The following is a 25,332-nucleotide window of genomic DNA, read 5'->3' as shown; positions in this document are numbered from 1 at the left end:
GGCGGGAGACGGCGTACGGGACCCGTGCGGACAGACGGGGGCGGCGCACGGCCCGTGCGGGACAGACGGGGGACGACGGGAGGCAGCAGCGTGAGGACAGCGACACTGGGACCCGCGGAGCGCGCCGAGGCGCTCGCGGCCATGGCCGAGCGAGAACTGGACGTGCTGGTGGTCGGCGCCGGAGTGGTCGGTGCCGGAACCGCCCTCGACGCCGTCACGCGAGGGCTCTCCACCGGCATCGTGGAGGCCCGCGACTGGGCCTCGGGCACCTCCAGCAGGTCCAGCAAGCTCATCCACGGCGGCCTGCGCTATCTGGAGATGCTGGACTTCGCCCTCGTCAGGGAGGCGCTCAAGGAGCGCGGACTCCTCCTGGAGCGGCTCGCGCCCCACCTGGTGAAGCCGGTCCCCTTCCTCTATCCGCTCCAGCACCAGGGCTGGGAGCGGTTCTACGCCGGCTCCGGCGTCGCGCTGTACGACGCGATGTCGCTCTCCTCCGGCCACGGCCGCGGCCTCCCCGTCCACCGGCACCTCTCGCGCCGGGGCGCCCTGCGGGTCGCGCCCTGCCTGAAGAAGGACGCGCTGGTCGGCGCCCTCCAGTACTACGACGCCCAGATGGACGACGCCCGCTTCGTCACCACCCTCGTGCGCACCGCCGCCTCCTACGGCGCCCTGGCCGCCAGCCGGGCCCGCGTCGTCGGCTTCCTCCGCGAGGGCGAGCGGGTCGTCGGCGCGCGCGTCCAGGACGTCGAGGCCGGGGAGGAGTACGAGATCCGGGCCAAGCAGATCGTCAACGCCACCGGCGTGTGGACCGACGACACCCAGGCCCTCATCGGGGAGCGCGGTCAGTTCCACGTCCGCGCCTCCAAGGGCATCCACCTCGTCGTGCCCAAGGACCGCATCCACTCGACCACCGGGCTCATCCTGCGCACCGAGAAGTCCGTGCTGTTCGTGATCCCCTGGGGACGGCACTGGATCGTCGGCACCACCGACACCGACTGGGACCTCGACAAGGCCCACCCCGCCGCCTCCAGCGCCGACATCGACTACCTCCTGGAGCACGTGAACACCGTGCTCGCCACCCCGCTCACCCGGGACGACGTCCAGGGCGTCTACGCGGGCCTGAGACCCCTCCTCGCCGGCGAGTCCGACGCCACCAGCAAGCTCTCCCGCGAGCACACGGTCGCCCACCCGGTCCCCGGCCTGGTCGTCGTCGCCGGCGGCAAGTACACGACCTACCGCGTGATGGCGAAGGACGCCGTCGACGAGGCGGTCCACGGACTCGACCAGCGCGTCGCCCCCTGCGTCACCGAGGACACCCCGCTCCTCGGCGCCGAGGGCTACCGCGCCCTGTGGAACGCCCGGGCCGGGATCGCCGCGCGGACCGGGCTGCACGTCGTCCGGGTCGAGCATCTCCTCAACCGTTACGGCTCCCTGACGGAGGAGATCCTGGACCTGATCGCGGCCGACCCCGGCCTGCGCGAACCGCTCGCGGCGGCCGAGGACTACCTGCGCGCCGAGATCGTCTACGCCGCCTCGCACGAGGGCGCCCGCCACTTGGACGACGTCCTCACCCGGCGGACCAGGATCTCCATCGAGACCTTCGACCGGGGCACGCGCAGCGCCCGCGAGTGCGCGGAACTCATGGCTCCGGTCCTCGGCTGGGACGAGCACCAGATCGACAAGGAGGTCGAGCACTACGAGAAGCGGGTGGAGGCGGAGCGCGAGTCCCAGCGGCAGCCCGACGACCTGACGGCGGACGCCGCACGGCTCGGGGCGCCGGACATCGTGCCCCTCTGACAGGGCGTCCGGAAGCGTCCCTCACGGAGGGAACCTCGGGGCCGTGCGGAGGCGTCGTATCCCGGAGTGCGGACCCGGGGGCGTCACCCGCCCCGAGGTGAGGGACAATGGCCTCTCTTCCAGGGCGGGTTACCGCATCGCGCGGCAAGCGGCAGACGCGGCGCAGATCAGGGATCGCAGAGGGGACGCATGTCGGAGGCGGAGCAGTCGCGGGACAGGGCGAGGGACCCCAGGCGGGACGCCGCCGCGGGGGCCGCGACCGACGGCGACCGAGGAGCGGTTCCGGCCGCGCGTGAGCCGGCGCAGGACACCAAGGACGCGCAGGTCAGCAGGGGTGCACAGGCCTCCGGGGACACGCACGCGCCGGAGCGGGACGTCGCGGACGCGAAGCCCGCGGACGCGAAGCCCGTGGACCCGGCCGGGTCCACGTCGGGCGCGGCGGACCCCCGTGGCCGGGAGGCCGCCGGGGACGTGAAGGACCCTCAGGACGCGCAGCCCGAGAGGGCGACGGGGACGAGCGGGGCCGAAGCCGGTGCCGCAGCCGAAGCCGGTGTCGGTTCTGGCGTCGGTCCCGGTGCCGGTTCCGCGTCCCGCGCCGCCGACGGCGCAGGTGACGGCGGCACGGGTGACGACGCCGCGGCCGGGCGGCTGCGCGGCACCGAGCCTTCGACCGGACGGGCCGGATTCGGAGCCGGCGACGGCGACGGCGAGGGTGACCGGGCTGCGGCCGGAGCCACCGCGCGCGGCGGCGACCGGCTCAGGAAGGCTCCCGTCGGCGAGGGAAGGCTGCTCGCGGGCCGCTACCGGCTCGGCGTGGTCCTCGGCCGCGGCGGCATGGGCACCGTGTGGCGCGCCGTGGACGAGACCCTCGGCCGCACCGTCGCCGTCAAGGAGCTCCGCTTCCCCACGAGCATCGACGACGACGAGAAGCGACGCCTCATCACCCGGACCCTGCGCGAGGCCAAGGCCATCGCCCGGATCCGCAACAACGGCGCCGTCACCGTGTACGACGTCGTCGACGAGGACGACCGTCCGTGGATCGTCATGGAGCTCATCGAGGGCAAGTCCCTCGCGGACGCCGTCCGCGAGGACGGCACGCTCACGCCCCGGCGCGCCGCCGAGGTCGGCCTCGCCATCCTCGACGTGCTCCGCTCGGCTCACCGCGAGGGCATCCTGCACCGCGACGTGAAGCCGTCCAACGTACTGATCGCCGAGGACGGCCGGGTCGTGCTCACCGACTTCGGCATCGCCCAGGTCGAGGGCGACCCCTCGATCACCTCCACCGGCATGCTCGTCGGCGCCCCCTCGTACATCTCCCCGGAGCGCGCCCGCGGCCACAAGCCCGGTCCCGCCGCCGACATGTGGTCGCTGGGCGGCCTGATCTACGCGGCGGTCGAGGGCAGCCCGCCGTACGACAAGGGCTCGGCCATCGCCACCCTCACGGCCGTCATGACCGAGCCGGTCGACCCGCCGAAGAACGCCGGCCCCGAGCTGGAGCAGGTCATCTACGGCCTCCTCGCCAAGGATCCGGCGCAGCGGCTCGACGACGCCCGCGCCCGGGTCCTGCTGCGGGCCGTGCTCGACGCGCCCGAGGCGCCGCCGGCCGTCTCGCCCGAGGCCACCGCGGTCATCCCGCTCCCGCCCCGCCCCGAGCGGACCGCCGCCGCGCCGGCCGCCGACAAGACGCCCGACGCCGCCGCCGACCGGATGCGCGGCGCGCTGAACTCCGTACGGAACGCGGCCGCCTCGGTGAAGGCCGAGCCGAAGCCGTCCGCCGGGCTCGCGACCGAGCCGCTGCGGGGCGGCGGGAAGCCGCCCGCGCCGACCCGCGCCGCGCTGACCGACGTCGTGCCGCGCCGCACCCTGGTGATCATCGCCGCGGTCGTCGTCCTCGCCCTGCTCGGGACGATCATCGCGGTCTCCCTCAGCGGCGGCGACGAGGGCACCCAGGGCAAGGGCGACGGGGGCACCACGTCCTCGGCCGGCGCCACGGCGGGCGGTGACGGTTCCGGCGGCGCCCAGGGCTCCGGCGGGAACGGCGGAGCCCAGGGCCAGTCCTCGGGCGGCACCGGCCAGCAGGGCGGAGTCCAGCCCGGCGGCGACACCGGCAGCGGGTCCACGGGCGCGAACGGCGCCAACGGCACCACGACGGGTTCCACCACCGGGCAGAACGGCGGCACCACGCCCTCCGGGAAGCCCGGCGGCGAGCCCGGCGCGGGGCTGCCGGCCGGGTACACCCTCGTCAGCAACGGCCAGTTGCACTTCTCGATGGCCGTGCCGGCGAGCTACAAGCTCCGCTCGATCCCCGGATACGCCCTCGGCAAGATCTTCAGCGAGAGCGGCGGCTTCCCGCGCGTCCAGGTCGACTACAACGGCAGCCCGAAGGACAACGCCGCGAGCGCCTGGGAGCTGGCCAGGTACGGCGTGGCCGCCACCAGCCAGGACTACAAGCACCTCGGCATACGGACCGTCTCCTACAAGGGCTACCCGACCGTCGCCGACTGGGAGTTCGAGCGCACCCAGAAGGGCATCCGGGTCCACGTGCTCAACCGGGGCTTCAAGGTGGACGCCACGCACGGCTACTCCATCATGGTCAGCTGTGCGGCGGACGAGTGGAACGGCGCGGAGTGCAAGACCCTGCGGGAGACGGCGTTCGCCACGTTCAGCCCCAAGGACTGACCGTGCCACGTATCGTGAGGGCCGAGGACCGAACGCAACCGAACAGAGCCGTCAACCGCGTGGTGACGGACCGGAACTGACGGACTCGCGATCCCGTCCGATCCCTGGGGGACCGGCGGGTCCACGAGGAACAGCGTGCGCGCGTGGGGAGGCGTCGTGGACGACTACGCGGGAAGGGTGCTCGCCGACCGCTACCGCCTGCCGCTGCCGCCGTCGGACGCCGACGCCTACGAGCCGGTGGAGACGCGCGCGTTCGACACCTACAGCGGGCAGGAGGTCCTGGTCCGCCAGGTGCCGCTGCCGGAGTTCGTCGACGCCGAGGTCCTCGACGGCCAGCACGGCCCCGGCGGGGCCCACGGCGGCACGGGCCAGGCCACCCGCAGGCCGGCCGAGCCCGTGGTGCGCCGCGCGATAGAGGCCGCCCAGGCCGCCGCGCAGATCCCCGACCACCCGCTCCTCGACCAGGTCTTCGACGTCTTCGCGGAGGCCGGCTCGCTGTGGATAGTGAGCGAACGCGTGGCGGCCAGACCGCTGGCCGCGCTCCTCGCCGAGCGCCCCCTCAACCCGTACCGCGCCGCCGAGATAGGCGCCGACGTCCTCACCGCCCTGCGCGCCCTCCACGCCCACGGCTGGGTCCATCGGAACATCACCGCCCGGACGGTCCTCGTCTGCGACGACGGCCGGGTGGTCCTCAGCGGCCTCGCGGTGGGCGCCGCCGAGGAGGCCCTCTGCGGCTACGCCCCGGTCCCGGACGAGACCGACGCGTTCGCCCCGCCCCCGTTCCCCGAGGGGGAGGACCCGGAGGGGACGGACCCCGAGACGGAGGGGGACGGCCCGGAGGGGTACGGGACGGGGGAGTATGCGGAGGACGAGTACGTCACGGGGGAGTACGGGGCGGAGGAGTACGGGGCGCGCGGGTACGAGCCTGAGCCGTACGAGCCCGAGTCGTACGAGCCTGCGTCGTATCAGCCCGAGACGCACGCGGCCGACGTGGAGCTCTACGGGACCGGGACGGAGACAGGGGCGGAGACCGGGACCTGGACCGGGACCGGGGCTCAGGCCGACCCCGCGACCGAACCCCTCCCGCCGTACGGCTCCCAGGAGTACGGCCCGGAAGCGTACGAGGTCGACACCTACGAGGTAGACCCGCACGAGGTCGAAGCGCACGAGGCCGAGGGGCACGGGGAGCCCGGCACGGAACACGGTGCCGGGCCGTACCCGGCCGCCCCCGACCCCTACGGTTCCGACCCCTACGGTTCCGACCCCTACGGCCGCGCCGCGCCCGCCGCCGAGACGCAGCCCGTGGCCACGCCGCCCACCGCCGACGTGCGGGCCGCCCGGGCCGGGGCCATCGCCGCCTACCGGGCCGGTGCGCGGGCCGCCGCCCGACTCGGCGAGACCGGGGCGCTCCCCGTCCAGCGCCCCGCGCCTCCCGAGACGCCCGCCCCCCCGCCTCCGCCCCCGACCGCCCCGGCGTCCGGCGCGCCCGAGCCGCAGTGGTGGGCGCGGGTGGCGGACGAGGAGGACGACGAAGACGACGGCGACGAGCCGTACGGCACGGGCCGCCCCGGGGCCGGACCGCCGCCGCCGCGCGTGATGCTGGCCGGCAGCTGGAGCGACGGCCCGCACGCGGCGCGGGACGGCTCCGGGCCGATCCCGGCCGGCGGCAGCCCCGTCCTGCCCGGCTCGGGCCGCCTGGCCCTGCCCGCCGGGTACACCGCGGCGAACCCGGAGCCGAAGCGACTCCCGGTCCCCGCGGGGCCACGGGACGACGCGCCCCTCGCGATCCCGGCCCAGGCGCACCGGGGCCCGACCACGCGGCTCGACGCCGAACGGGCCCGCCAGACCCGGATCGCGGTCGTCGGCGCGGTGACCGAGCGCTGGGCACCGGAGCAGGCGGGCCCCGTCCACGACAACTGGCGGCTCGCCCCGCCCATCGGTCCCGCCACCGACCTGTGGGCGCTCGGCGCGCTCCTCTACCGGGCCGTCCAGGGCCACGCCCCGTACCCCGAGGACAGTGCGGGCGAGCTCGTCCAGCTGGTCTGCGCCGAGCCGCCGGCCTTCGCCGAGGAGTGCGGGCCGCTGCGCCCGGTCGTGGAGTCCCTGCTGCGTCAGGACCCGACCGAGCGGCCCGACTTCGAGGAGCTGCGCGGCTGGCTGCGCTCCCTGGTGCGGTCCGCGCCGGAGCCGGACGCCGGGCTCGGAGTCGTACCGCTGCCGTCCTTCGACGAGGCGCGGCTGCCGATCGTGCGCCGGCGCGGCGAGCTGGTGCGCCGGTGGCGCGGGAAGGCGGGGGCGGGCCGTCACCGTCACAGGGGCGGCAAGGACGTGCGCCCCGGGACCCGGTACGAGGAGCGGCGGGCCCCCGATCGGGCGCCCGCGACCGGCCACGAGCACGAGCACGACCAGGAGTTCGACCAGGAGTACGGGCAGGCGTACGGGCCCTCCCAGGGTCAGGAGTACGGCCAGGAGTACGGGCCCGCGCAGGGGCAGGAGTACGCCCAGGAGTACGGCCGTGCGCGCGCCCCCCGGGAGCACCACGAGGAGTTCCGGGACGGGTTCCGTGAGAAGTCCCGGGGGTCCTCCCGCGCCCCGGGTTCCCCCAGGTCCCTGGGCCGGACGCTCCTGATCCTGGTCTTCCTGCTGCTCGGAGGGGCCGTCGCGTACGCCGTGCTGTTCCTGCCCGGGGACGGCGAGCGGCCCACCCCGCGGGCCACGCCCACGGCCGGTCCGGCGTCCTCGGCGCCCGGCACCGCCCCGCCCACGAGCGGCCCGCCCGCGACCGCGAAGCCGTCCGCCGACCCCACCACGGGACCGGCCACCACCCCGCCCCCGGCGGATCCCGCGGCACCCGCGCTCGCCGCCGGGTACGAACTGCGCCGGGACCCGGAAGGGTTCCGGGTCGGGGTCGCGAAGGGGTGGCGCCGCAGCCCGATCAACGACGCCGGGCAAGTCCGCTACACGAACGGCGACTTCACCCTGATCGTCGTCCCCGGCCGGGACGCCGTCCGGGACAACGGCGCGGATCCGCTGGAGTACCAGAACGTCAAGGAGCGGGAGCTGGAGCCCTACCGGTCGTCCAGCTGGTCGCAGGCGGAGAAGACGCGCCGGGTGGACATCGGGCGGACGCCGACGGCCGAGGGGTCCTACACCTGGCCGGACAGCACGGGCCGCATGGTGTTCGTCCGCAACCTCGCCCTCATCGACGGCGGTCGCTACCACGTGGTCCAGGTCATCGGCCCGGAGAGCGAGCGGGACAAGGTGTCGGAGATCTACGACCAGGCCACGAAGGGTTTCCGGCCGGGGCGCTGATACGAAAGTCCCACCGGGCCCCGGTCACAGTGCTGTTCCTATGACCGCCCCGAGGTTCCGCAGCCCGTGCCCCCCTCCGTAACCTTGCATCAGAAGGAACGGGCGGGGGCAAGTGGAACATTCTCAGAGCACAGGTGCGGGACTGCTGCTCGCCGGTCGCTACCGGCTGGGCGAGTCCATCGGACGCGGCGGCATGGGCAAGGTCTGGCGCGCGCACGACGAGGTCCTCCACCGCGTGGTGGCGGTGAAGGAGTTGACGGCGGGCCGGTTCGTGGCCGAGGCCGACCGGCTCGTCCTGCACGCCCGCACGCAGAAGGAGGCGCGGGCCGCGGCGCGGATCACGCACCCGGGCGTGGTCACCGTCCACGACGTCCTGGAGCACGACAACCGGCCCTGGATCGTGATGCAGTACGTCGACGGGCCCTCGCTCGCCGACGCCGCCAAGGAGGCCGGCACGATCGAGCCCCGCGAGGCGGCCAGGATCGGTCTGCACGTCGTCGGCGCGCTGCGCGCCGCGCACGCGGCCGGGGTGCTGCACCGGGACGTCAAGCCGGGCAACGTGCTGCTCGCGCGCGACGGGCGCGTCCTCATCACCGACTTCGGCATCGCGGCGATCGAGGGCGACTCCACGATCACCCGTACCGGTGAGATCGTCGGCTCCATCGACTACCTGGCACCCGAACGGGTCCAGGGCGCCGACCCCGGTCCCGCCTCCGACCTCTGGTCCCTGGGCGCCACGCTCTACACGGCGGTGGAGGGCACGTCACCGTTCCGCCGGACCTCCCCGATCAGCACCATGCAGGCCGTGGTGACCGAGGAGCCGCCGCGCCCCGAGAAGGCGGGCCCGCTGGCCTCCGTCATCGTGGCCCTGCTGCGCAAGGACCCGGCGCAGCGGCCGCGCGCGGACGAGGCCGAGCGGATGCTGCTCGACGCGATGGAGGGGCGCGCGCCGACGTCCGCCCACGCGTACGTGCCGACCCAGCGCGTGACCAGGGAGGAGCTGGACCCGGCACCGCGCGCGCACGCGCCGGACGGTGCGGGCACGGGCACGGAGCTCCTCGCGGGCGAGCCGGTGAAGGCGACCGCCCAGTGGCCCCAGTCGGCCCAGCCGCCCCACGGACCGCACCCCACCCCGAGCCCCGCGCCCCCGCCGCCCTCCGGCCGGGGCCGGTGGCGCTCCGCCGTCCTCGCGGCGGTGCTCGCCGGGGTGGTCGCGGGTGGTGCCGTCTTCGCCGCCATGAACTACGCGGGCGGCGACCGCGACCCCCGCGGCGACGGAGGCCGGAGCACGTCCGTCACGCCCTCTCCCACCGGCAAGGGCGCTGAGGACATCCCGGCCGGCTGGCACCGCGTCGAGGATCCGAAGGGCTTCAGCCTCCTCGTACCGGCGGGCTGGAAGCGCCAGACGGAGGGCGACCAGGTCGACTACACCCCGGACAACGGCAAGCACCGCATCCGGATCAGCATCGACAAGAGTCCCGACTTCGAGAACCCGTACGCGCACGCCCTCGACCTGGAGCGCCTGCTCGAGAAGCGCATGGACTACGACCGGGTCAAGCTCAACCAGACCACGTACCGCGACCAGGTCCGCTCCGTCCTGTGGGAGTTCAGCTGGACCGAGCGGAAGGACTTCCCGGGGCCCCGGCACGCGATCGACCTCATGTACTACGAGGACGACGGCACCGAGTACGCGATCTACATGTCCTCGCCGGAGTCGAGCTGGGAGAAGACGCGGGAGCAGTTCGACATCGTCCTCCAGCACTGGCGCGCGCCGGGCGAGTGAGGGGCGGGAAAATCTCCGCGTCCGGCCCTCGGCGGCCGTGAGCCGCTGATCAGGACTTATGTGCCAGTGATCGCTGGCGCGGTGTGTGGAGAGGTGGAAAACGCGTTACCGACGGGTACCCAAAGGTCGGAACGCGGCCTACCCTCGGGCTCATGACGGACTCGCAGGCCCCGGCCGCCCTCACGGTTCCCGCCGACACCGCCGCCGAGGCGGCCCGCCCGGCCGCCCCCGCCGGCGCGACCAACCCGGTCGCGCCCGCGCCCGCGGGCGTGCGGACCGCCGCCGACGTCGTGACGCCCGAGCTGGTCGCCCGGCTCACGCGCGGTGTCGTCGGCTCCGGCCGCACCGCCAACCACACCCCCTTCACCGGGGCGAAGCTGGCGGACCTGCCCGAGTCCACCCCCGAGGACGTCGCGGAGGCCTTCTCGCGCGCGCGTGCGGCCCAGGCCGCCTGGGCCGCCACCCCGGTCCGGGCCCGCGCCGCCGTCCTCCTGCGCTTCCACGACCTCGTCCTCCAGCGGCAGGCCGAGGTCCTCGACCTCATCCAGCTGGAGACGGGCAAGGCACGCCTGCACGCCCACGAGGAGGTCCTGGCGGTGGCCGTCGCCGCCCGCCACTACGGCCGCAAGGCCTCCTCCTACCTGCGCGCCAAGCGGCACACCGGCGTCGTGCCGACCCTGACCAAGGTCACCGAGCTGCGCCAGCCGCGCGGCGTGATCGGCCAGATCGCCCCGTGGAACTACCCCCTGGAGCTCTCCGTCGGCGACGCGCTGCCCGCCTTCGTCTCGGGCAACGCCGTCGTCATGAAGCCCGACACGGAGACCGCCCTCACCGCGCTCTGGGCCCGGGACCTGCTCGTCGAGGCGGGCCTGCCCGCCGAGGTCTTCCAGGTCGTCCTGGGCGAGGGCCCGGTCGTCGGCCCCGAGGTCGTCGCCCACGCCGACTACGTCTCCTTCACCGGCTCCACCCGCACCGGCCGCGAGGTCGCCCGGGGCGCCGCCACCCGGCTCGTCGGCGTCTCCCTCGAACTCGGCGGCAAGAACGCGATGCTCGTCCTGCGGGACGCCGACATCGAGAAGGCCGCCGCCGGAGCCGTCCGCGCCTGCTTCTCCTCCGCCGGACAGCTCTGCATCTCCATCGAGCGGCTGTACGTGCACGAGTCCGTCGCCGACGCCTTCCTGGAGCGCTTCGCCGCCCGCACCCGGGCCATGCGGCTCGGCAGCTCCCTCGCGTACGGCGCGGACATGGGCTCCCTCGTCGGCGAGCGCCAGCTGGAGACCGTCACCCAGCACGTCGAGGAGGCCGTCGCCAAGGGCGCCCGGCTCGTCGCGGGCGGCGTCGCCCGCCCCGACATCGGCCCGCTCTTCTTCGAGCCCACCATCCTCGACGGCGTCGAGGCCCCCATGGCCGTCTGCTCCGAGGAGACCTTCGGCCCCGTCGTCTCCGTCTACCGCTTCACGGACGAGGACGAGGTCGTCGACCGCGCCAACGCCACCCCGTACGGCCTGAACTCCTCCGTCTGGACGAAGGACTCGCGCCGCGGCCACGCCGTCGCGGCCCGGCTGCGCACCGGCACCGTCAACATCAACGAGGGGTACGCGCCCGCGTACGGCAGCGTGCAGTCCCCGATGGGCGGCATGAAGGACTCCGGGCTCGGCCGCCGGCACGGCTCCGAGGGCATCCTCAAGTACACCGAGGCACAGACCGTCGCCCAGCAGCGGCTCATCCCGCTCGCGCCCTCCTTCGGGATGGACGACGAGAAGTACGCCGCGTTCATGAGCGTGTCCCTGAAGGCGATGAAGGCCCTGCGCCTGCGCTGACGCCCTTCCCCGGCGACCCTTCCCCTTCCCACCGTTCCGTACGAGGAGAGCCATGACCGCGGTACCCCCTGCCCAGAATCAGGGCGAGGACAGTGCGTACGACTACGACGTCCTCGTCGTCGGCTCCGGCTTCGGCGGTTCGGTCACCGCCCTCCGCCTCACCGAGAAGGGCTACCGGGTCGGCGTCCTGGAGGCCGGGCGCCGCTTCACCCGCGCGACCCTGCCGAAGAACTCCTGGGACCTGAAGAACTTCCTGTGGGCCCCCGCCCTCGGCCTGTACGGCATCCAGCGCATCCACCTCCTCGGCAACGTCATGGTGCTCGCGGGCGCCGGCGTGGGCGGCGGATCCCTCAACTACGCCAACACCCTCTACGAGCCGCTGGCGCCGTTCTTCGACGACCCGCAGTGGAAGGACATCACGGACTGGCGCGCGGAGCTGAGCCCGTACTACGACCAGGCCAAGCGGATGCTGGGCGTGCGCCTCAACCCCACGATGACGCCCTCCGACGTGCACCTGAAGGCCACCGCCCAGGCGATGGGGATCGGCGACACCTTCCACATGGCCCCGGTCGGCGTCTTCTTCGGGGACGGCCGGGACGGCGACGGGACCGCGAAGGCGAAGCCGGGCGGCGAGGTGCCCGACCCGTTCTTCGGCGGGGCCGGCCCCTCCCGCAAGGCCTGCACCGAGTGCGGCGAGTGCATGACCGGCTGCCGGCACGGCGCCAAGAACACCCTCAACGAGAACTACCTCCACCTCGCCGAGAAGGCCGGAGCCGTCGTCCACCCCATGACCTCGGTCGTCGCCGTCACCGAGGACTCGCGCGGCGGCTACGCGGTCAGGACCCTGCCGACCGACAACAGGAAGAAGGGCGCGGGCCGCACCTTCACCGCCCCCCGGGTGGTCGTCGCCGCGGGCACGTACGGCACGCAGACCCTGCTCCACCGCATGAAGGACACCGGGCTGCTGCCCCGCGTCTCCTCCCGGCTCGGCGAGCTGACCCGTACGAACTCCGAGGCGCTGGTCGGCTCGCAGACCACCGACCGCCGCTACCGCAAGCGGCACGGCAAGGACCGGGCCGACTTCACCAAGGGCGTCGCCATCACCTCGTCCATCCACCCGGACGACAACACCCACATCGAACCGGTGCGCTACGGCAAGGGCTCCAACTCCATGGGCGGCATGACCGTCCTCCAGGTGCCCTACGGCGCCCACCGGGTCCGCAGGTGGCTCCTCGAACTGGTCAAGCACCCCGCCCTCGCGGCCCGCTCGCTGTCCAACCGCCGCTGGTCGGAGCGGACCATCATCGGACTGGTCATGCAGTCCCTCGACAACTCGCTGACCACGTACCGCAAGCCCGGCGGCGTCGGAAAGGGCCTGCTCACCGCCCGCCAGGGGCACGGCGCGCCCAACCCCACGCAGATCGAGGCCGCGACCCGGGCGGCGCGTCTGATGGCCGAGGAGATCAACGGCTTCGCGGGCTCCAACATCGGCGAGCTCATGGGCACTCCGCTCACCGCCCACTTCCTCGGCGGCTGCCCCATCGGGGCGGACGCGGAGACCGGCGTCATCGACCCGTACCACCGGCTCTTCGGCCACCCCGGGATCTCCGTCGTCGACGGCGCGGCCGTCTCGGCCAACCTCGGCGTCAACCCGTCCCTGACGATCACCGCGCAGGCGGAGCGGGCCATGTCCTTCTGGCCGAACAAGGGCGAGGAGGACCCCCGGCCGCGGCAGGGGGAGGCGTACGTACGGCTCTCGGCCGTCGAGCCGAAGTCCCCCGCGGTCCCCTCCGAGGCCTTCGGTGCCCTGCGGCTGCCGTTCCTCGGGATGCCGACGGTCCCGCCGAAGAAGGACTGACACCCTTAGAGCGCCGACGCCTTCCGGCGCCCTCGGGGCGGTCGTGAGCTGACGTCGGCGTGCGCTGAGACCGTCTGTGCGGTGACGTCGGCGGGCGCTGAGACCGTCCGTGCGGTGACGTCGGCGTGCGCTGAGACCGTCTGTGCGGTGACGTCGGTCCTGCGCCGAAACCGTCCGTGCGCTGACGTCGGTCCTGCGCCGAAACCCTCCGTGCGCTGACGCCGCTCATGCGAAAGGGCGCTGCACCCCCCTCCGAGTGCAGCGCCCTTCCAGCTTTTGTGTTGCTGCATAGATGACCCGCCGCCCCCGCGAAGGGTTGTAGCGGTTGCGCGGGATCTTTGTGTGACGCGCGTCACGTCGCGGGGGAGGGCGTGAGGAGGGCCCCGCGCTCGCGATTCCGGTCGCGGCGCGGGGCCCTTCGGGTCGGCACCGGTGTCAGGGCAGCGGCGGTGCCGAGCGGGGCGGCGCCGGGGGGTTGCGCCGCGAGGGGGAGGGATCGGGGGATCGCCGGGACTGGGGGAGGGGGTCGGGAGATCGGCAGGTTGCGGCCGGCCCCGGGCGTCCCCGGGACCGACCGCCCTTTCTGGGTGACCGGGCTGCTGTCCCCTGCTGTCCGGTCACGCGCGCTGGTGCGAGGTCCCACGGCGTACCGGAGAGGTACGCCACACGCCCCAGCGAAGCCACGCGTGGTTTCTTCGGGCCCGCCCCTGGCTGGCACGGACAACCGGACCAACGAAGCCCGTCCGGAGCCGGTCACGCGCCGTACGGGTGAGACCGGCCCCGAACTCCGGTGCGGGGACCCACCCGGGCGCGTCGGGTGCGGATCAGACGCGGCCCCGGCACAGCTCCAGCATCGTCATCGCGAGCGTCGTCCCCGGCTTGCCGAGCGCGTCGCTGTAGTGGCCGAGGACCTCCATCTCCCGGGCCAGGTTCACCCGGCGGCCGCCGGAGGTGATCCGGGCCTCCTGGATCACGGCCGAGACGGCCATCCGTTCCTGGATGAGGCCGATGATCCGGTCGTCGAGCGCGTCGATCCGCTCACGGGCGTCGCCGATCAGCGTCGCCGCCTCGTCGGTGCGGGCGCCGGTCTTCTCCGGGGTGGCGGTCTGCGTCATGGTGGGGCTCCTCGTGGTGTCGGGAGGCCCCGGAGCGGCACGGCCCGGAGGGAAAGCAGAGCGCCCCGGGCCTTGTCGGCCCGGGGCGCCTGGGAAGTCGCTTGTCAGTTGCTCAAGCAGCACGACCATGGCAGCCGGTGGGCCGGGTGCCATAGGTAAAGAGGAAGGTCGTGAGCTTGCGCATGGCCCCAGTATGGACCCCTTCCCGAAGCCGGGGACAAGCCGGGTTCGGATGGTGAGACGAAAAGCGACACCGGCGCGCCGGTAGAATCGACAAATAGCCCCCCTTCGGGGGAACCCCAGGGAACCTCTCCTACCGCCGGAAGGCCGCCGTAGTGTCATCAGCGACTCCCGCTGCCGCGCCCGACGTCTCCAACCCGGACGTAGTCCTCGTTGTCGACTTCGGCGCCCAGTACGCCCAGCTCATCGCCCGTCGCGTCCGTGAGGCGCGGGTCTACAGCGAGATCGTCCCGTCCACCATGCCGGTGGCCGAGATGCTGGCCAAGAACCCGAAGGCGATCATCCTCTCCGGCGGCCCGTCGTCCGTGTACGCCGAGGCCGCCCCGCGCCTCGACCGCGCGCTGTTCGAGGCGGGCGTCCCCGTCTTCGGTATGTGCTACGGCTTCCAGCTGATGGCCCAGACCCTCGGCGGCACCGTCGACGACAACGGTGCCCGCGAGTACGGCCGCACCCCGCTGCACGTCTCCAAGGCCGGCTCCACCCTCTTCGAGGGCACCCCGGTCGAGCAGTCGGTGTGGATGTCGCACGGCGACGCCTGCTCCGCCGCCCCCGAGGGCTTCACCGTCACCGCCTCCACGGACGTCGTGCCGGTCGCCGCCTTCGAGAACGACGAGAAGAAGCTGTACGGCGTCCAGTACCACCCCGAGGTGCTGCACTCCACGCACGGCCAGCAGATCCTGGAGCACTTCCTGTACCGGGGCGCCGGCATCGCGCCGAGCTGGACCACGGGCAACGTCATCGAGGAGCAGGTCGCGGCCATCCGCGCCCAGGTCGGCGACAAGCGCGCCATCTGCGGTCTCTCCGGCGGCGTCGACTCCGCCGTGGCCGCCGCGCTCGTGCAGAAGGCCATCGGCTCGCAGCTCACCTGCGTGTACGTCGACCACGGTCTGATGCGCAAGAACGAGACCGAGCAGGTCGAGAAGGACTTCGTGGCCGCCACCGGCGCCAACCTGGTCGTCGTCGACGCGCAGGACCGCTTCCTCGACGCGCTCGCCGGCGTCTCCGACCCGGAGACCAAGCGCAAGATCATCGGCCGCGAGTTCATCCGCGTCTTCGAGCAGGCGCAGCTGGAGATCCTCCAGGAGGACGGCCCCGAGGTCGCCTTCCTGGTCCAGGGCACGCTGTACCCGGACATCGTCGAGTCCGGCGGCGGCACCGGCACCGCGAACATCAAGTCCCACCACAACGTCGGCGGCCTCCCCGACGACATCGAGTTCGAGCTCGTCGAGCCGCTGCGCCAGCTGTTCAAGGACGAGGTCCGCATGGTCGGCCAGGAGCTCGGCCTGCCCGAGGAGATCGTCCAGCGCCAGCCGTTCCCCGGCCCCGGCCTCGGCATCCGCATCGTCGGCGAGGTCACCAAGGAGCGCCTGGACCTGCTGCGCGAGGCCGACGCCATCGCCCGCGAGGAGCTCACCGCGGCCGGCCTCGACCGCGACATCTGGCAGTGCCCGGTCGTCCTGCTCGCCGACGTCCGCTCCGTGGGCGTCCAGGGCGACGGCCGCACCTACGGTCACCCGATCGTGCTGCGCCCCGTCTCCTCCGAGGACGCCATGACGGCCGACTGGTCGCGCCTGCCGTACGAGGTGCTGGCCAAGATCTCGACCCGCATCACCAACGAGGTCGCCGACGTGAACCGCGTCGTCCTCGACGTCACGAGCAAGCCGCCGGGCACCATCGAGTGGGAGTAGTCGCTCCCGCGCGCCCGTGAAGCCGTCGCCCCGGACCTCCGGGGCGACGGCTTCGTCGTGTTCCCGTCCGGACTCTGGTGACTTGACCGGCCGGGCGTTACCTTCCGGCGCATGAGCGTGATACCGGACCCCGTCCCCGTCGAACGGCTCCACTTCGCCCTCCCGCCCGTCCACGCGACGGCCGAGGAGGAACGCGCCCACCGCAAGCAGCGGCTCGCGGGCGCGCTCCGGCTCTTCGGGCGGCTCGGGTACGAGGAGGGCGTCTCGGGCCACATCAGCGCCCGCGACCCCGAGCACCCCGACTGCTACTGGGTGAACCCCTTCGGCGCGCCCTTCGAGGAGCTGACCGCGAGCGACCTCGTCCTGGTCAACGGCGACGGGCAGGTCGTCCGGGGCGGCCACCACGTCAACCAGGCGGCCTTCACCGTCCACGCCCAGGTCCACCGGGCCCGCCCCGACGCCGTCGCCGTCGTCCACACCCACTCGGTCCACGGGCGGGCGCTGGCCGCGCTCGGCGAGCTCCTCGACCCGATCACCCAGGAGGCCTGCGCCTTCTACCAGGACCACGCGCTCTACGACGCCTACACCGGCGTCACCGTGGACGCCGAGGAGGGCCGCCGGATCGCCGTCGCCCTCGGCACGTTCAAGGCGATCGTGCTCCGCAACCACGGGCCGCTCACCGTCGGCACCTCCGTCGACGCGGCCGCCTGGTGGTTCATCGCCCTCGAACGCTGCGCCCGGATCCAGCTGACGGCGCGAGCCGCCGGCAAGCCCGTGCTCATCGACCACCGTGAGGCCGTCGCCACCCGCGAACAGCTCGGCAGCGACCTCGTCGCCTGGATCAACTACCAGCCGCTGTGGCGCAGGATCAGCCGGACGGACCCCGAACTCCTGTCGTAACACCATCGCTTCACCCTTCTGTACGTCAATGGGATGGCTCGGCAATCACTCTCCGGCGGGGCGCGCGCGGCAGGCGCGAGAGCCGCCGGTACGGCACAATTCCGTTGAATCAACGGTTGGTTGGCCCTTCGGGGCGCTCCGGTCCGCATCCGCGCGGACCGTGAAGTGAGCTCCGGGAGTGGACACCGTGGCGGTTCAAGAGGCGAGACAGTACGGCGAGCACGCGACGGCCTGTGCCGGCTGCGCCCACTGCGGGCAGGCCGGGCACCGGAGGGCCGTCGCCGCCTTCCTGGCCAAGCGCGACGAGCTCGCCGCCGGGCACGGTGTCCCCGCGGCCGTCGCCCACTCCCCGGTCGCCGCCCGCCAGTGGGTCTCCGACGAGCTCGCCCAGTCCGCCCGCGCGGTCGCCGTGCACGGCCGCGAGGCGGGGCTCGCCTGGCGCGACCGGGTGCGGCGCGGAGGCCTCGGCGCCGTCTGGGGCGCCGTCCTCGCCCTCCTCCTGGGCCAGGCCCTCACCGCCGTCGGCGGCGGCTGGACCGGCGCCCGCACGGCCGGGCTCTGCACCGCCCTGGTCCTCGCCGCGCTGCTCACCGCGGCGGCCCACGCCCACCGGGCCCGGGGCGGTCTCCTCGCCCCGCTGATCGGCGAGGACAACCGGCTCTCCACCCCGCGGGCCGTCGCCGCCGGCTGGCTGCTGCTCCTCGGCTTCACCCTCCTCCTCCTGGCCTTCCGGTCGCCGGGAGCGACCGCCTTCGGCCTCGCCCGGGGCGCGGGCCTGCTGACCGTCCTCGCCGTCGTCGCCTCCGTCACTGTCGCCGCCCGTCTCGTCGCCGCCCGGGGGATCGCGGCCGGCCGCCTCCAGAAGGTGCGCGCCGACCGCCCGCGCGCCGCCGACCTGGTGTGCGACGACAGCGGCCGGGCGGCCCTCGCCGACGTCCAGTACCTCCTCGTCCCCGGCTCCGTCCTGGCCCTGACCGCCGTCGGCCTGGCCCGTGACCCCGACCGGCTCCCCGAGGTCCCCTGGTCGCTCGTGCTGCTCGTCGGCGTCTCGGCGGTCTGGCACCTCGCCACGACGTGCACCGAGGGCGTCCGCCCCAGGATCCACTCCGTGGTCCGGTCCCGGGAGGCCGGTGACCTCGACGCCCCGATCCGTACCGGCGACGACATCGAGATCCGCGGCTGCGGCTTCGTCCCGCCCGGCGCCGGGGCCCCCGACCCGCTGACCCGGCTGGTCGTCCGCATCGGCCCCGTCCACGCCCACGTGCCGCTCGTCCCGGTCCCGGGCGGTTTCGCCAACCCCACGGACGCCGCCCTGACCGTCCCCCTCCCGGTGGACGTCGAGCCGGGCCGGGTGGAGGTGTGGGTCGTCACGGCGGCCGGCGTGGAGACCAACCGGGTCACGATCGACGTCCTGGACTGAGCGTCCCGCCCCCTTTCCGTGTCTCGGGCGCCAGGTGCGAGGAGAATCGTTCCGCGAACAGTCGTACGGGGTGTGGAGAGGTGACCGACGATGACGGGACAGACGGACCGACCGCACGACACGGGCGACGGCCGGGGCGGCTCCGGTGCCCCTGGAGGCGACGCCGCTGGTCGCGGCAGCGGCAGCGGCAGTAGCGGTGGCGATGGCGGAGACACCGGTCGTGGCGGCGGCAGCGGCGGTGACGGCTACGCCGGTCGAGGCAGTGGCAGTGGCAGAGGCGGTGGCGGCTACGCCGGTCGGGGCGGCGACAGCGGCCGTGGTGACGGTGGTGACGGCGAACGTGGCAACGGACATTTCGTCGAGCGGGTGGCCACCTTCGACCAGTGGAAGGCCATCGCCTCCCGCTACGCCCTCCTCCCCCTGCGGATCTTTCTCGGCGTGACCTTCATCTACGCCGGACTCGACAAGCTCACCGACCCCGCCTTCTTCGCCGACACCGGCAACGGCTCCATCGGCGAGATGATGCGCGGGGTCCGCGACGGCTCCGCGATCCCCGCCCTCGTCGACGTCGCCCTCAACAATCCGACCGGCTTCGGATACGCCATCGCCTTCGGAGAGCTCGCCGTCGGGCTCGGGACCCTCTTCGGTCTCTTCACCCGACTGGCGGCGCTCGGCGGCGCGCTGATCTCACTGAGCCTCTGGCTGACCGTGAGCTGGCAGGTGCACCCGTACTACCTCGGCAACGACCTGGCCTATCTGATGTCCTGGCTGCCGCTGCTGCTGGCCGGGGCCCCGGTGCTGTCGCTGGACCGGGTCCTCGCCGAACGGCGCCGTATTCGATAGGCGACCCAGGTCGCGAGGGCGGCGGTGCCCAGGCCGCCGCAGAGCACGGGGATCACCGTGTACCACGGGGTGGTCCAGGCGCCGGCGGCGTCGCCCGCGTACACGGCGGCCACGGCGAGGGCGGTCAGGCCCGCCAGCAGCCGGCCCGGGCGGAACTCATGAAGCAGCACGGGTGACCTCCACCTGTCCGAGTCCGACCTCCAGCGAGAGGTCCAGGGTGCCCGCCGGGGTGGTCCCGGCCGGCGGCGTGAGCGTCCGGGTGACCTCGCGGTCCGGCTCGATGTCTATGTCGTCGGCGGGCGCCCCCGGAAGTTGCAGATCGCCCAGGCTGACCTGCGCGCGCAGCTTGACCACCGCGCCCTCCGGGACGATCACCTTGAGCTTTCCGGCGCCCACCGAGGCACGGGTCGACGCCGTGGCACCCGCCGGGAGCGGGACCGCGGACAGGTCGAGCGTCCCGACGCCGGTGCCCAGCTGGTACTCCGGCCGCACGCCGGCGACCGACACCGGCCGCCACGTCTCGCGGACCCATTCGGTGCTGATCCGGTCGGGCACCGCCGAGGACAGCGCGAGCAGGCCCGCCGTGACCACGGTCAGGAGGACCGTGCCGAAACCGGTCCGGCCGAGGAAGCTGCTGACGACGAGGCCCAGCCCGAACACCGCGAGCGCCGCCGCGAGACCGACCTGCAGGCTGGTGCCCAGGGGGTGGGTGTCCCAGGTCAGGCCCGTGCCGAGACCGCCCGCGAGCAGGGCGAGGAGGAAGACGAGACCTCCGATGGAGAACGGGCTCCGGCGCACGGAGGGCGTCGGCCGCCCGGGCGCCGAGGGGTCGGGACCCCACTGGCTGCCCGGCGCCGGCACCTCGCCGCCGACCTTGCCGTCGTCGTCCAGGATCCCGTGCGGACCCCACAGGTAGCCGATGGCCAGCCGCCCCGTCGAACCGTCTTTGACGATCGGGTCCTTCCACCAGGAGGGGGACTCGAAGATCGGCGGGGCCTTGGTCTCGGGCGGTGCCTCGGCGACCGCGAGCACGGCGGCCGCGTCCGGTCTCCCATCGGCCTCGCCGCCGGCCCGCCGCCGCTGCGACCAGACCGCGGCCCCGCACACGGCGAGCGACAGGACCAGGGTGAAGCCGAGCACCTCACCGCTGTGCAGGGTCGAGAGGAACACCCCGCAGCCGATCAGCGCCATCAGCAGCGCGGCGAGCGAGGCTCCCGACACCCGGCCCGTCAGCAGCCGGCGTCCCTCGCTCTCCTCCTCGCCCGCGAGCGGGATCAGCAGCCACGCGAAGCCGTAGAAGACCAGGCCCAGGCCGCCCGCCACGGCCAGCACACCGAGCACCACCCGGAAGACCACCGGGTCGAGGTCGAAGTGCCGCCCGAGGCCTCCGCAGACACCGCCCACGACGTTGCTCCCGCGCGAGCGCCGGAGCGGCGGGGCGGGATCGGCCTCCGCCGGCGGCGGGGCCTCGTGCTGCGAAGGCATCGAACTCGTCATGCCTCCATGGTGACGGCCGGTGACGCCGGGCGGCACCGGGACCGACCCTGGCCCGTCCCTGATATTCGCGGGGGCGACACCCCTGAGTCCGTACCAGGGACGATCTCAGGGCCGACCCTGATGTCCCGGGCGGGCCCCTCGTGTGACGATCGGTGCATGTCCGCAACCGCTCGTGTCACCGAGACCGACGAACCGCCCGTGCGCAGGCTCTACCGCAGCGCCGACGGGCGCTGGCTCGGTGGTGTCGCGAGGGGCCTCGCCGGCCACCTCGGCCTGCCGGTCGTCTGGGTGCGCGTGCTGTTCGTGGTGCTGTCGTTCTCGAACGGCCTGGGCATCGTGCTCTACGCGGTCTTCTGGATCGTCGTCCCGCTCGGCGTCGGCGGCCGGTCCGCCCCGCGCTCCCTCTTCGAGACCACCTCGGACGGGCGCCGCAGACTCCGCAAGCCCGACCGGGGCCAGGTCGTCGCCCTGATCGCGCTCGGCATCGGCCTCGCGGCCCTCGTGGGGAACGTCAGCGTCGACACCCAGACCGGGCGCTACATATGGCCGCTGATCCTCATCGCGGTCGGCGTCGCCCTCGTATGGCGCCAGGCGGACAACGCCCGCCGCGCCAGCTGGACCGATCCCGGCCGCCGCAGACGCGCGTTCCAGCTCGTCCGCGGGCTCGTCGGCGTCGCCCTCGTCGGCACCGGTCTCGCGATCTTCGTGGTGGTCCGCGGCTCCGTCGCCCAGCTCGGCACGGCCGTCACCGCCGCCGTCGCGGTCCTCACCGGCATAGCGCTCCTCGCCGGCCCCTGGCTGGTCCGCATGTCGCAGGACCTCACGGACGAGCGGACTATGCGCATCCGCGCCCAGGAGCGCGCCGAGGTCGCCGCCCACGTCCACGACTCCGTGCTGCACACCCTCACCCTGATCCAGCGCAACGCCGACGACGCCGGCGAGGTGCGCCGCCTGGCCCGCGCCCAGGAGCGCGAGCTGCGGAACTGGCTCTACAAGCCCGAGGGCACCGGCAGGGACGAGGAGCCCGAGACCCTCGCCGAGGCGGTGAAGCGGGCCGCGGCCGAGGTCGAGGACAAGCACGGGGTCCCGCTGGAGGTGGTCGTCGTCGGCGACTGCCCCCTCGACGAGAAGCTCTCCGCGCAGATGCAGGCCGCGCGCGAGGCGATGGTCAACGCCGCGAAGTACGGTGGCGAGGGTGGGGCCGTGCAGGTGTACGCCGAGGTGGAGGGGCGCACCGTCTTCGTCTCGGTGCGGGACCGGGGGCCGGGCTTCGACCTGGACTCGGTACCCGAGGACCGGATGGGCGTACGAGAATCGATCATCGGCCGTATGCAGCGCAACGGCGGTACGGCCCGGCTGCGGTCACCGCAGGGCGGCGGCACCGAAGTGGAGCTCGAGATGGAGAGGGCGGACGGATGAGCGACGAGACCGGAGCGGCGACCGGAGGCGACGCGGGGGCGCAGGGCACGGAGCGCCGGGTGCGGGTGGTGCTCGTCGACGACCACCGCATGTTCCGCACCGGGGTCCAGGCCGAGATCGGCCGGACCGAGATCACCGGCGTCGAGGTGGTCGGCGAGGCCGCCGACGTCGACCAGGCGGTCACGGTCATCACCGCGACCCGCCCCGAGGTCGTCCTCCTCGACGTGCACCTGCCGGGCGGCGGCGGGGTCGAGGTGCTGCGGCGCTGCGCGAGCCTCATGAGCGCGCACGAGGACCCGGTCCGCTTCCTGGCCCTTTCGGTCTCGGACGCGGCCGAGGACGTCATCGGGGTGATCCGGGGCGGTGCCCGCGGCTATGTCACCAAGACGATCACCGGTACCGACCTGGTCGACTCGGTCTTCCGCGTGCAGGAGGGCGACGCCGTCTTCTCGCCTCGCCTCGCCGGCTTCGTCCTGGACGCGTTCGCCTCCACGGACGCGCCCCCGGTGGACGAGGACCTGGACCGGCTCACCCAGCGGGAGCGGGAGGTACTGCGCCTGATCGCCCGGGGGTACGCGTACAAGGAGATCGCCAAGCAGCTCTACATCTCGGTGAAGACGGTCGAGTCGCACGTCTCGGCGGTGCTGCGCAAGCTCCAGCTCTCCAACCGCCACGAGCTGACCCGCTGGGCCACCGCCCGCCGCCTGGTCTGAGGTCGCCGCTCCGGGCCCATCGGGTCCTCCGGCTCCTCCGGTCCTGCGGCGCTCCGGGGCTCGGGCCGCAGATCCGGGGCAGGCGGTCGGGCCGAGGGATCCGGGCCCGCGGGATCCGGGCAGGGGCAGGGGCCGGTCCGATGGTCCGGCCCGTGGGGTCAGCCGATTCGGGTCGCGCCGGCGAAGGGCATCTCGTCGATCGGCGCGACGCGCACCGGGGCGCCCGGGCGGGGGGCGTGGATCATCTGGCCGCCGCCGATGTAGAGCCCGACGTGACTGATGCCGGAGTAGAAGAAGACCAGGTCGCCAGGGGCCAGCTGGGAGCGGGAGACGCGCTGTCCGGCGTTGATCTGGGTGTAGGTGGTGCGGGGCAGGGTGACGCCGGCCGCGCGCCAGGCCGCCTGGGTGAGGCCGGAACAGTCGTACGCGGAGGGGCCCGTCGCCCCCCACACGTACGGCTTGCCGAGCTGGGCGCGGGCGAAGGAGATCGCTGCGGCGGCCCGGGAGTTCGGGGCGTTCACCGACGCGCGCCCGGCGCCCGAGGAGCGGTCGGCCCGCGCGGTCGCGGAGCTCCCGCCGGTGGTGCCGGCGGCGGCGGAGCTTCGGGTGGTGCTTCCGGCCGAACCGTTCGTGTTGTCGGCCCGGGTCGTCGAGGTGCCGGAGCCGTTCCGGGCCGCGACGGCGGCCTCGTACCGTGCCCGCTCCTCGTCCGTCAGCCGGTCGAGCAGTCTCCTGGCCTCCGCCAGCTTGCCGACCACGGCCGCCTTCTGCCGCCGCAGCTCCGTCTCGTGCCCGCGCAACGCCGTCAGCTTCCCCGCGGATTCGCCGCGCAGCTGCCGGATCGCGGCGAGCTCGCGCCGTACGGACGTGACGGCGGCGGCCTGCCGCTCCCCGGCCTTCTCGGCGAGCGCGGCGCGCTCCAGGTACTGGTCCGGGTCCGAGGTGAGGGCGAGCTGCACGGCCGGGTCCAGGCCTCCGCTGCGGTACTGGGCGGCGGCCATGGCCCCGAGGCCCTCCCTGGCGGTGTTGAGCCGCTCGGTCCTGCGGGCCGCCTCGTCGCGCAGCCGGTCGAAGGCCGTGCGCGCCTGGTCGGCCTTCTCCTTCGCCCCGTTGTACCGCTCGGTCGCGACCTCGGCCTCCTCGTAGAGCCGGTCGACCTCCGCCTTGACCTGGGCGGTGGTGGGCCGGGGGTCCGCGTGTCCGGACCCTTCGAAGAGCGTCGCCGTCGCCGCCGAGGCGAGGGCGAGGGTGGCTGCGGTACGGACCGCCGAGCCGCCGAGGGGGGACTGTTTGGACTTCCGGTGCGCTGCCACGAAGGCGGGTCACATCCTCTTCCCTGGGGGAACGGGGCCCGCCGGGCCGACGGCGGGCCGCACAGGGGAGACGGACCGCCGCCGGGTTCCTCGGCGGGGGTGACCGACAGCCGCCGGATCGCCGGCGGCGGTGGTGGGAAGCCGGTCACCTGGTGGAGGACGCTAAACCTGGGGTCACGGCCGGATGGGGAGTTGACCGCAATTGGCGCCAGAAGACGTGTCGCCGATCGATTTCGCCCGTCTGGGAGCCCTGGATCTTCGTCTGGCGTCCCGGAGTGACGGACCCGCCCGTCCCCGCAGTGACGGACCCGCCCGTCCCGGCGTGAGGGACGTCGTCGTCCCGAAGCGAGGGACCCGGCCCGTCCCGGCGTGAGCGCCCCGACGGTCCCGGAGGGCCGAGCCCCTGCCGTCCGGAGGGCCGAGACCCGGCCGTCCCGGAGGGCCGAGACCCGGCCGTCCCGGAGTGAGGAGACCCGGCCGGAGGGCGGTGTCGGGGCCCCGGTTAGGCTCCGCCCCATGGACGTCCTCATCAATGTCTTCGTCGCCCTGCACATCATCGGCATCGCCTCCCTCCTCGGCGGATTCCTCACCCAGATGAAGGCGATGGGCGCCGGTACGGCCCGCTTCAGCCCCGCGATGCTGCACGGCGCGCTGACCATGCTGATCACGGGCATCGCGCTCGTCGGCCTCAACCAGGCCGACGACCAGACCGTGAACAACCTCAAGATCGGCATCAAGCTCGCGATCCTCGTCGTGATCCTCGGCCTGGTCTACGTCAAGCGGGACGAGGAGAAGGTCGACAAGGGCCTCTTCGCCGCGGTCGGCGGCCTGACCATGGCGAACATCTTCATCGCGACCCTCTGGGTGTGAGGGCTTCCACAGAGACCGTCCTGAAGGCGGACCCGGATGTCGGTGGGGCGCCCTAGACTCGTGAG

The 25,332-nt window shown here is 73.7% G+C and carries 17 protein-coding genes; 13 read left to right on the top strand and 4 right to left on the bottom strand.

What is annotated here, in order from left to right:
* Positions 1-90: 90 nt before the first annotated feature.
* The 6 genes from ACFYXU_RS04195 to ACFYXU_RS04170 all read left to right on the top strand — a co-directional run bounded on the left by ACFYXU_RS04195 (position 91) and on the right by ACFYXU_RS04170 (position 13,249).
* On the top strand, positions 91-1,797 hold the full coding sequence (locus ACFYXU_RS04195; protein WP_376507690.1) for a glycerol-3-phosphate dehydrogenase/oxidase: 1,707 nt from the start codon (positions 91-93) through the stop codon (positions 1,795-1,797).
* Between the two features lie 189 nt (positions 1,798-1,986).
* Entirely contained in the window at positions 1,987-4,476 is a 2,490-nt protein-coding gene (locus tag ACFYXU_RS04190; RefSeq protein WP_389407450.1) for a protein kinase, read from the top strand.
* A 156-nt stretch (positions 4,477-4,632) separates the two neighbouring features.
* A complete protein-coding gene (locus ACFYXU_RS04185) occupies positions 4,633-7,788 on the top strand; it encodes a protein kinase (protein ID WP_389456736.1) in 3,156 nt (1,051 codons plus the stop codon).
* A gap of 112 nt (positions 7,789-7,900) precedes the next feature.
* Positions 7,901-9,571, top strand: a complete 1,671-nt coding sequence (locus ACFYXU_RS04180; protein WP_389407449.1) for a protein kinase — start codon at positions 7,901-7,903, stop codon at positions 9,569-9,571.
* Between the two features lie 152 nt (positions 9,572-9,723).
* Positions 9,724-11,391, top strand: a complete 1,668-nt coding sequence (locus ACFYXU_RS04175) for a succinic semialdehyde dehydrogenase (RefSeq protein ID WP_389407448.1) — start codon at positions 9,724-9,726, stop codon at positions 11,389-11,391.
* 52 nt (positions 11,392-11,443) lie between these two features.
* Positions 11,444-13,249 carry a GMC oxidoreductase gene (locus ACFYXU_RS04170; protein ID WP_376507695.1) on the top strand — a complete coding sequence of 602 codons (1,806 nt, stop codon included), beginning with the start codon at positions 11,444-11,446 and terminating at the stop codon, positions 13,247-13,249.
* Between the two features lie 824 nt (positions 13,250-14,073).
* On the opposite strand, the gene ACFYXU_RS04165 is transcribed toward ACFYXU_RS04170, so the two are convergent.
* Positions 14,074-14,364 carry a chorismate mutase gene (locus ACFYXU_RS04165; protein ID WP_329854338.1) on the bottom strand — a complete coding sequence of 97 codons (291 nt, stop codon included), beginning with the start codon at positions 14,362-14,364 and terminating at the stop codon, positions 14,074-14,076.
* A 335-nt stretch (positions 14,365-14,699) separates the two neighbouring features.
* Here ACFYXU_RS04165 and guaA point away from each other — a divergent pair, with 335 nt between their 5' ends.
* From guaA to ACFYXU_RS04145, 4 genes are all read left to right on the top strand, one after another.
* Positions 14,700-16,292 (top strand): glutamine-hydrolyzing GMP synthase, encoded by a 1,593-nt coding sequence (guaA, locus tag ACFYXU_RS04160; protein WP_361393313.1) that lies wholly within the window; start codon positions 14,700-14,702, stop codon positions 16,290-16,292.
* Between the two features lie 111 nt (positions 16,293-16,403).
* Positions 16,404-17,192, top strand: a complete 789-nt coding sequence (locus tag ACFYXU_RS04155; protein WP_389456454.1) for a class II aldolase/adducin family protein — start codon at positions 16,404-16,406, stop codon at positions 17,190-17,192.
* A gap of 187 nt (positions 17,193-17,379) precedes the next feature.
* A complete protein-coding gene (locus tag ACFYXU_RS04150; RefSeq protein ID WP_389456450.1) occupies positions 17,380-18,612 on the top strand; it encodes a hypothetical protein in 1,233 nt (410 codons plus the stop codon).
* 366 nt (positions 18,613-18,978) lie between these two features.
* Positions 18,979-19,455, top strand: a complete 477-nt coding sequence (locus ACFYXU_RS04145) for a DoxX family protein (protein WP_389456448.1) — start codon at positions 18,979-18,981, stop codon at positions 19,453-19,455.
* Here ACFYXU_RS04145 and ACFYXU_RS04140 read toward each other — a convergent pair.
* Both ACFYXU_RS04140 and ACFYXU_RS04135 read right to left on the bottom strand, forming a co-directional pair.
* On the bottom strand, positions 19,365-19,625 hold the full coding sequence (locus tag ACFYXU_RS04140) for a hypothetical protein (protein WP_376638841.1): 261 nt from the start codon (positions 19,623-19,625) through the stop codon (positions 19,365-19,367). The two genes, ACFYXU_RS04145 and ACFYXU_RS04140, sit on opposite strands and share 91 nt — an antisense overlap.
* Positions 19,612-20,952, bottom strand: coding sequence for a PspC domain-containing protein (locus ACFYXU_RS04135; RefSeq protein WP_389456445.1), 1,341 nt, complete (start codon positions 20,950-20,952; stop codon positions 19,612-19,614). The genes ACFYXU_RS04140 and ACFYXU_RS04135 overlap by 14 nt, the downstream gene beginning before the upstream one ends.
* A gap of 156 nt (positions 20,953-21,108) precedes the next feature.
* Here ACFYXU_RS04135 and ACFYXU_RS04130 point away from each other — a divergent pair, with 156 nt between their 5' ends.
* On the top strand, positions 21,109-22,371 hold the full coding sequence (locus ACFYXU_RS04130; RefSeq protein ID WP_329854330.1) for a PspC domain-containing protein: 1,263 nt from the start codon (positions 21,109-21,111) through the stop codon (positions 22,369-22,371).
* Entirely contained in the window at positions 22,368-23,084 is a 717-nt protein-coding gene (locus tag ACFYXU_RS04125) for a response regulator transcription factor (protein ID WP_329854329.1), read from the top strand. Before ACFYXU_RS04130 ends, ACFYXU_RS04125 begins: the two co-directional genes overlap by 4 nt.
* A 158-nt stretch (positions 23,085-23,242) precedes the next feature.
* On the opposite strand, the gene ACFYXU_RS04120 is transcribed toward ACFYXU_RS04125, so the two are convergent.
* Entirely contained in the window at positions 23,243-24,397 is a 1,155-nt protein-coding gene (locus ACFYXU_RS04120) for an NlpC/P60 family protein (protein ID WP_389456443.1), read from the bottom strand.
* 516 nt (positions 24,398-24,913) lie between these two features.
* Between ACFYXU_RS04120 and ACFYXU_RS04115 the strand changes: the two genes are divergently transcribed.
* The gene (locus ACFYXU_RS04115; protein WP_376507704.1) at positions 24,914-25,267 is read left to right on the top strand and encodes a hypothetical protein; all 354 of its coding nucleotides are present in this window, start codon (positions 24,914-24,916) and stop codon (positions 25,265-25,267) included.
* Positions 25,268-25,332 lie beyond the last annotated feature (65 nt).

Origin of the sequence: Streptomyces sp. NPDC002232 (assembly GCF_042890295.1) — a bacterium.
Classification (GTDB): domain Bacteria; phylum Actinomycetota; class Actinomycetes; order Streptomycetales; family Streptomycetaceae; genus Streptomyces.
This window is presented reverse-complemented; position numbering and strand designations above follow the sequence as displayed.

What these genes read in the sequence shown, in the direction of transcription:
- ACFYXU_RS04170 (WP_376507695.1), top strand. Translation starts at nt 11,444, where the DNA reads ATGACCGCGGTACCCCCTGCCCAGAATCAGGGCGAGGACAGTGCGTAC.
- ACFYXU_RS04165 (WP_329854338.1), bottom strand. Translation starts at nt 14,364, where the DNA reads ATGACGCAGACCGCCACCCCGGAGAAGACCGGCGCCCGCACCGACGAG.
- ACFYXU_RS04125 (WP_329854329.1), top strand. Translation starts at nt 22,368, where the DNA reads ATGAGCGACGAGACCGGAGCGGCGACCGGAGGCGACGCGGGGGCGCAG.
- ACFYXU_RS04130 (WP_329854330.1), top strand. Translation starts at nt 21,109, where the DNA reads ATGTCCGCAACCGCTCGTGTCACCGAGACCGACGAACCGCCCGTGCGC.
- ACFYXU_RS04155 (WP_389456454.1), top strand. Translation starts at nt 16,404, where the DNA reads ATGAGCGTGATACCGGACCCCGTCCCCGTCGAACGGCTCCACTTCGCC.
- ACFYXU_RS04175 (WP_389407448.1), top strand. Translation starts at nt 9,724, where the DNA reads ATGACGGACTCGCAGGCCCCGGCCGCCCTCACGGTTCCCGCCGACACC.
- ACFYXU_RS04190 (WP_389407450.1), top strand. Translation starts at nt 1,987, where the DNA reads ATGTCGGAGGCGGAGCAGTCGCGGGACAGGGCGAGGGACCCCAGGCGG.
- ACFYXU_RS04115 (WP_376507704.1), top strand. Translation starts at nt 24,914, where the DNA reads ATGGACGTCCTCATCAATGTCTTCGTCGCCCTGCACATCATCGGCATC.
- ACFYXU_RS04135 (WP_389456445.1), bottom strand. Translation starts at nt 20,952, where the DNA reads ATGACGAGTTCGATGCCTTCGCAGCACGAGGCCCCGCCGCCGGCGGAG.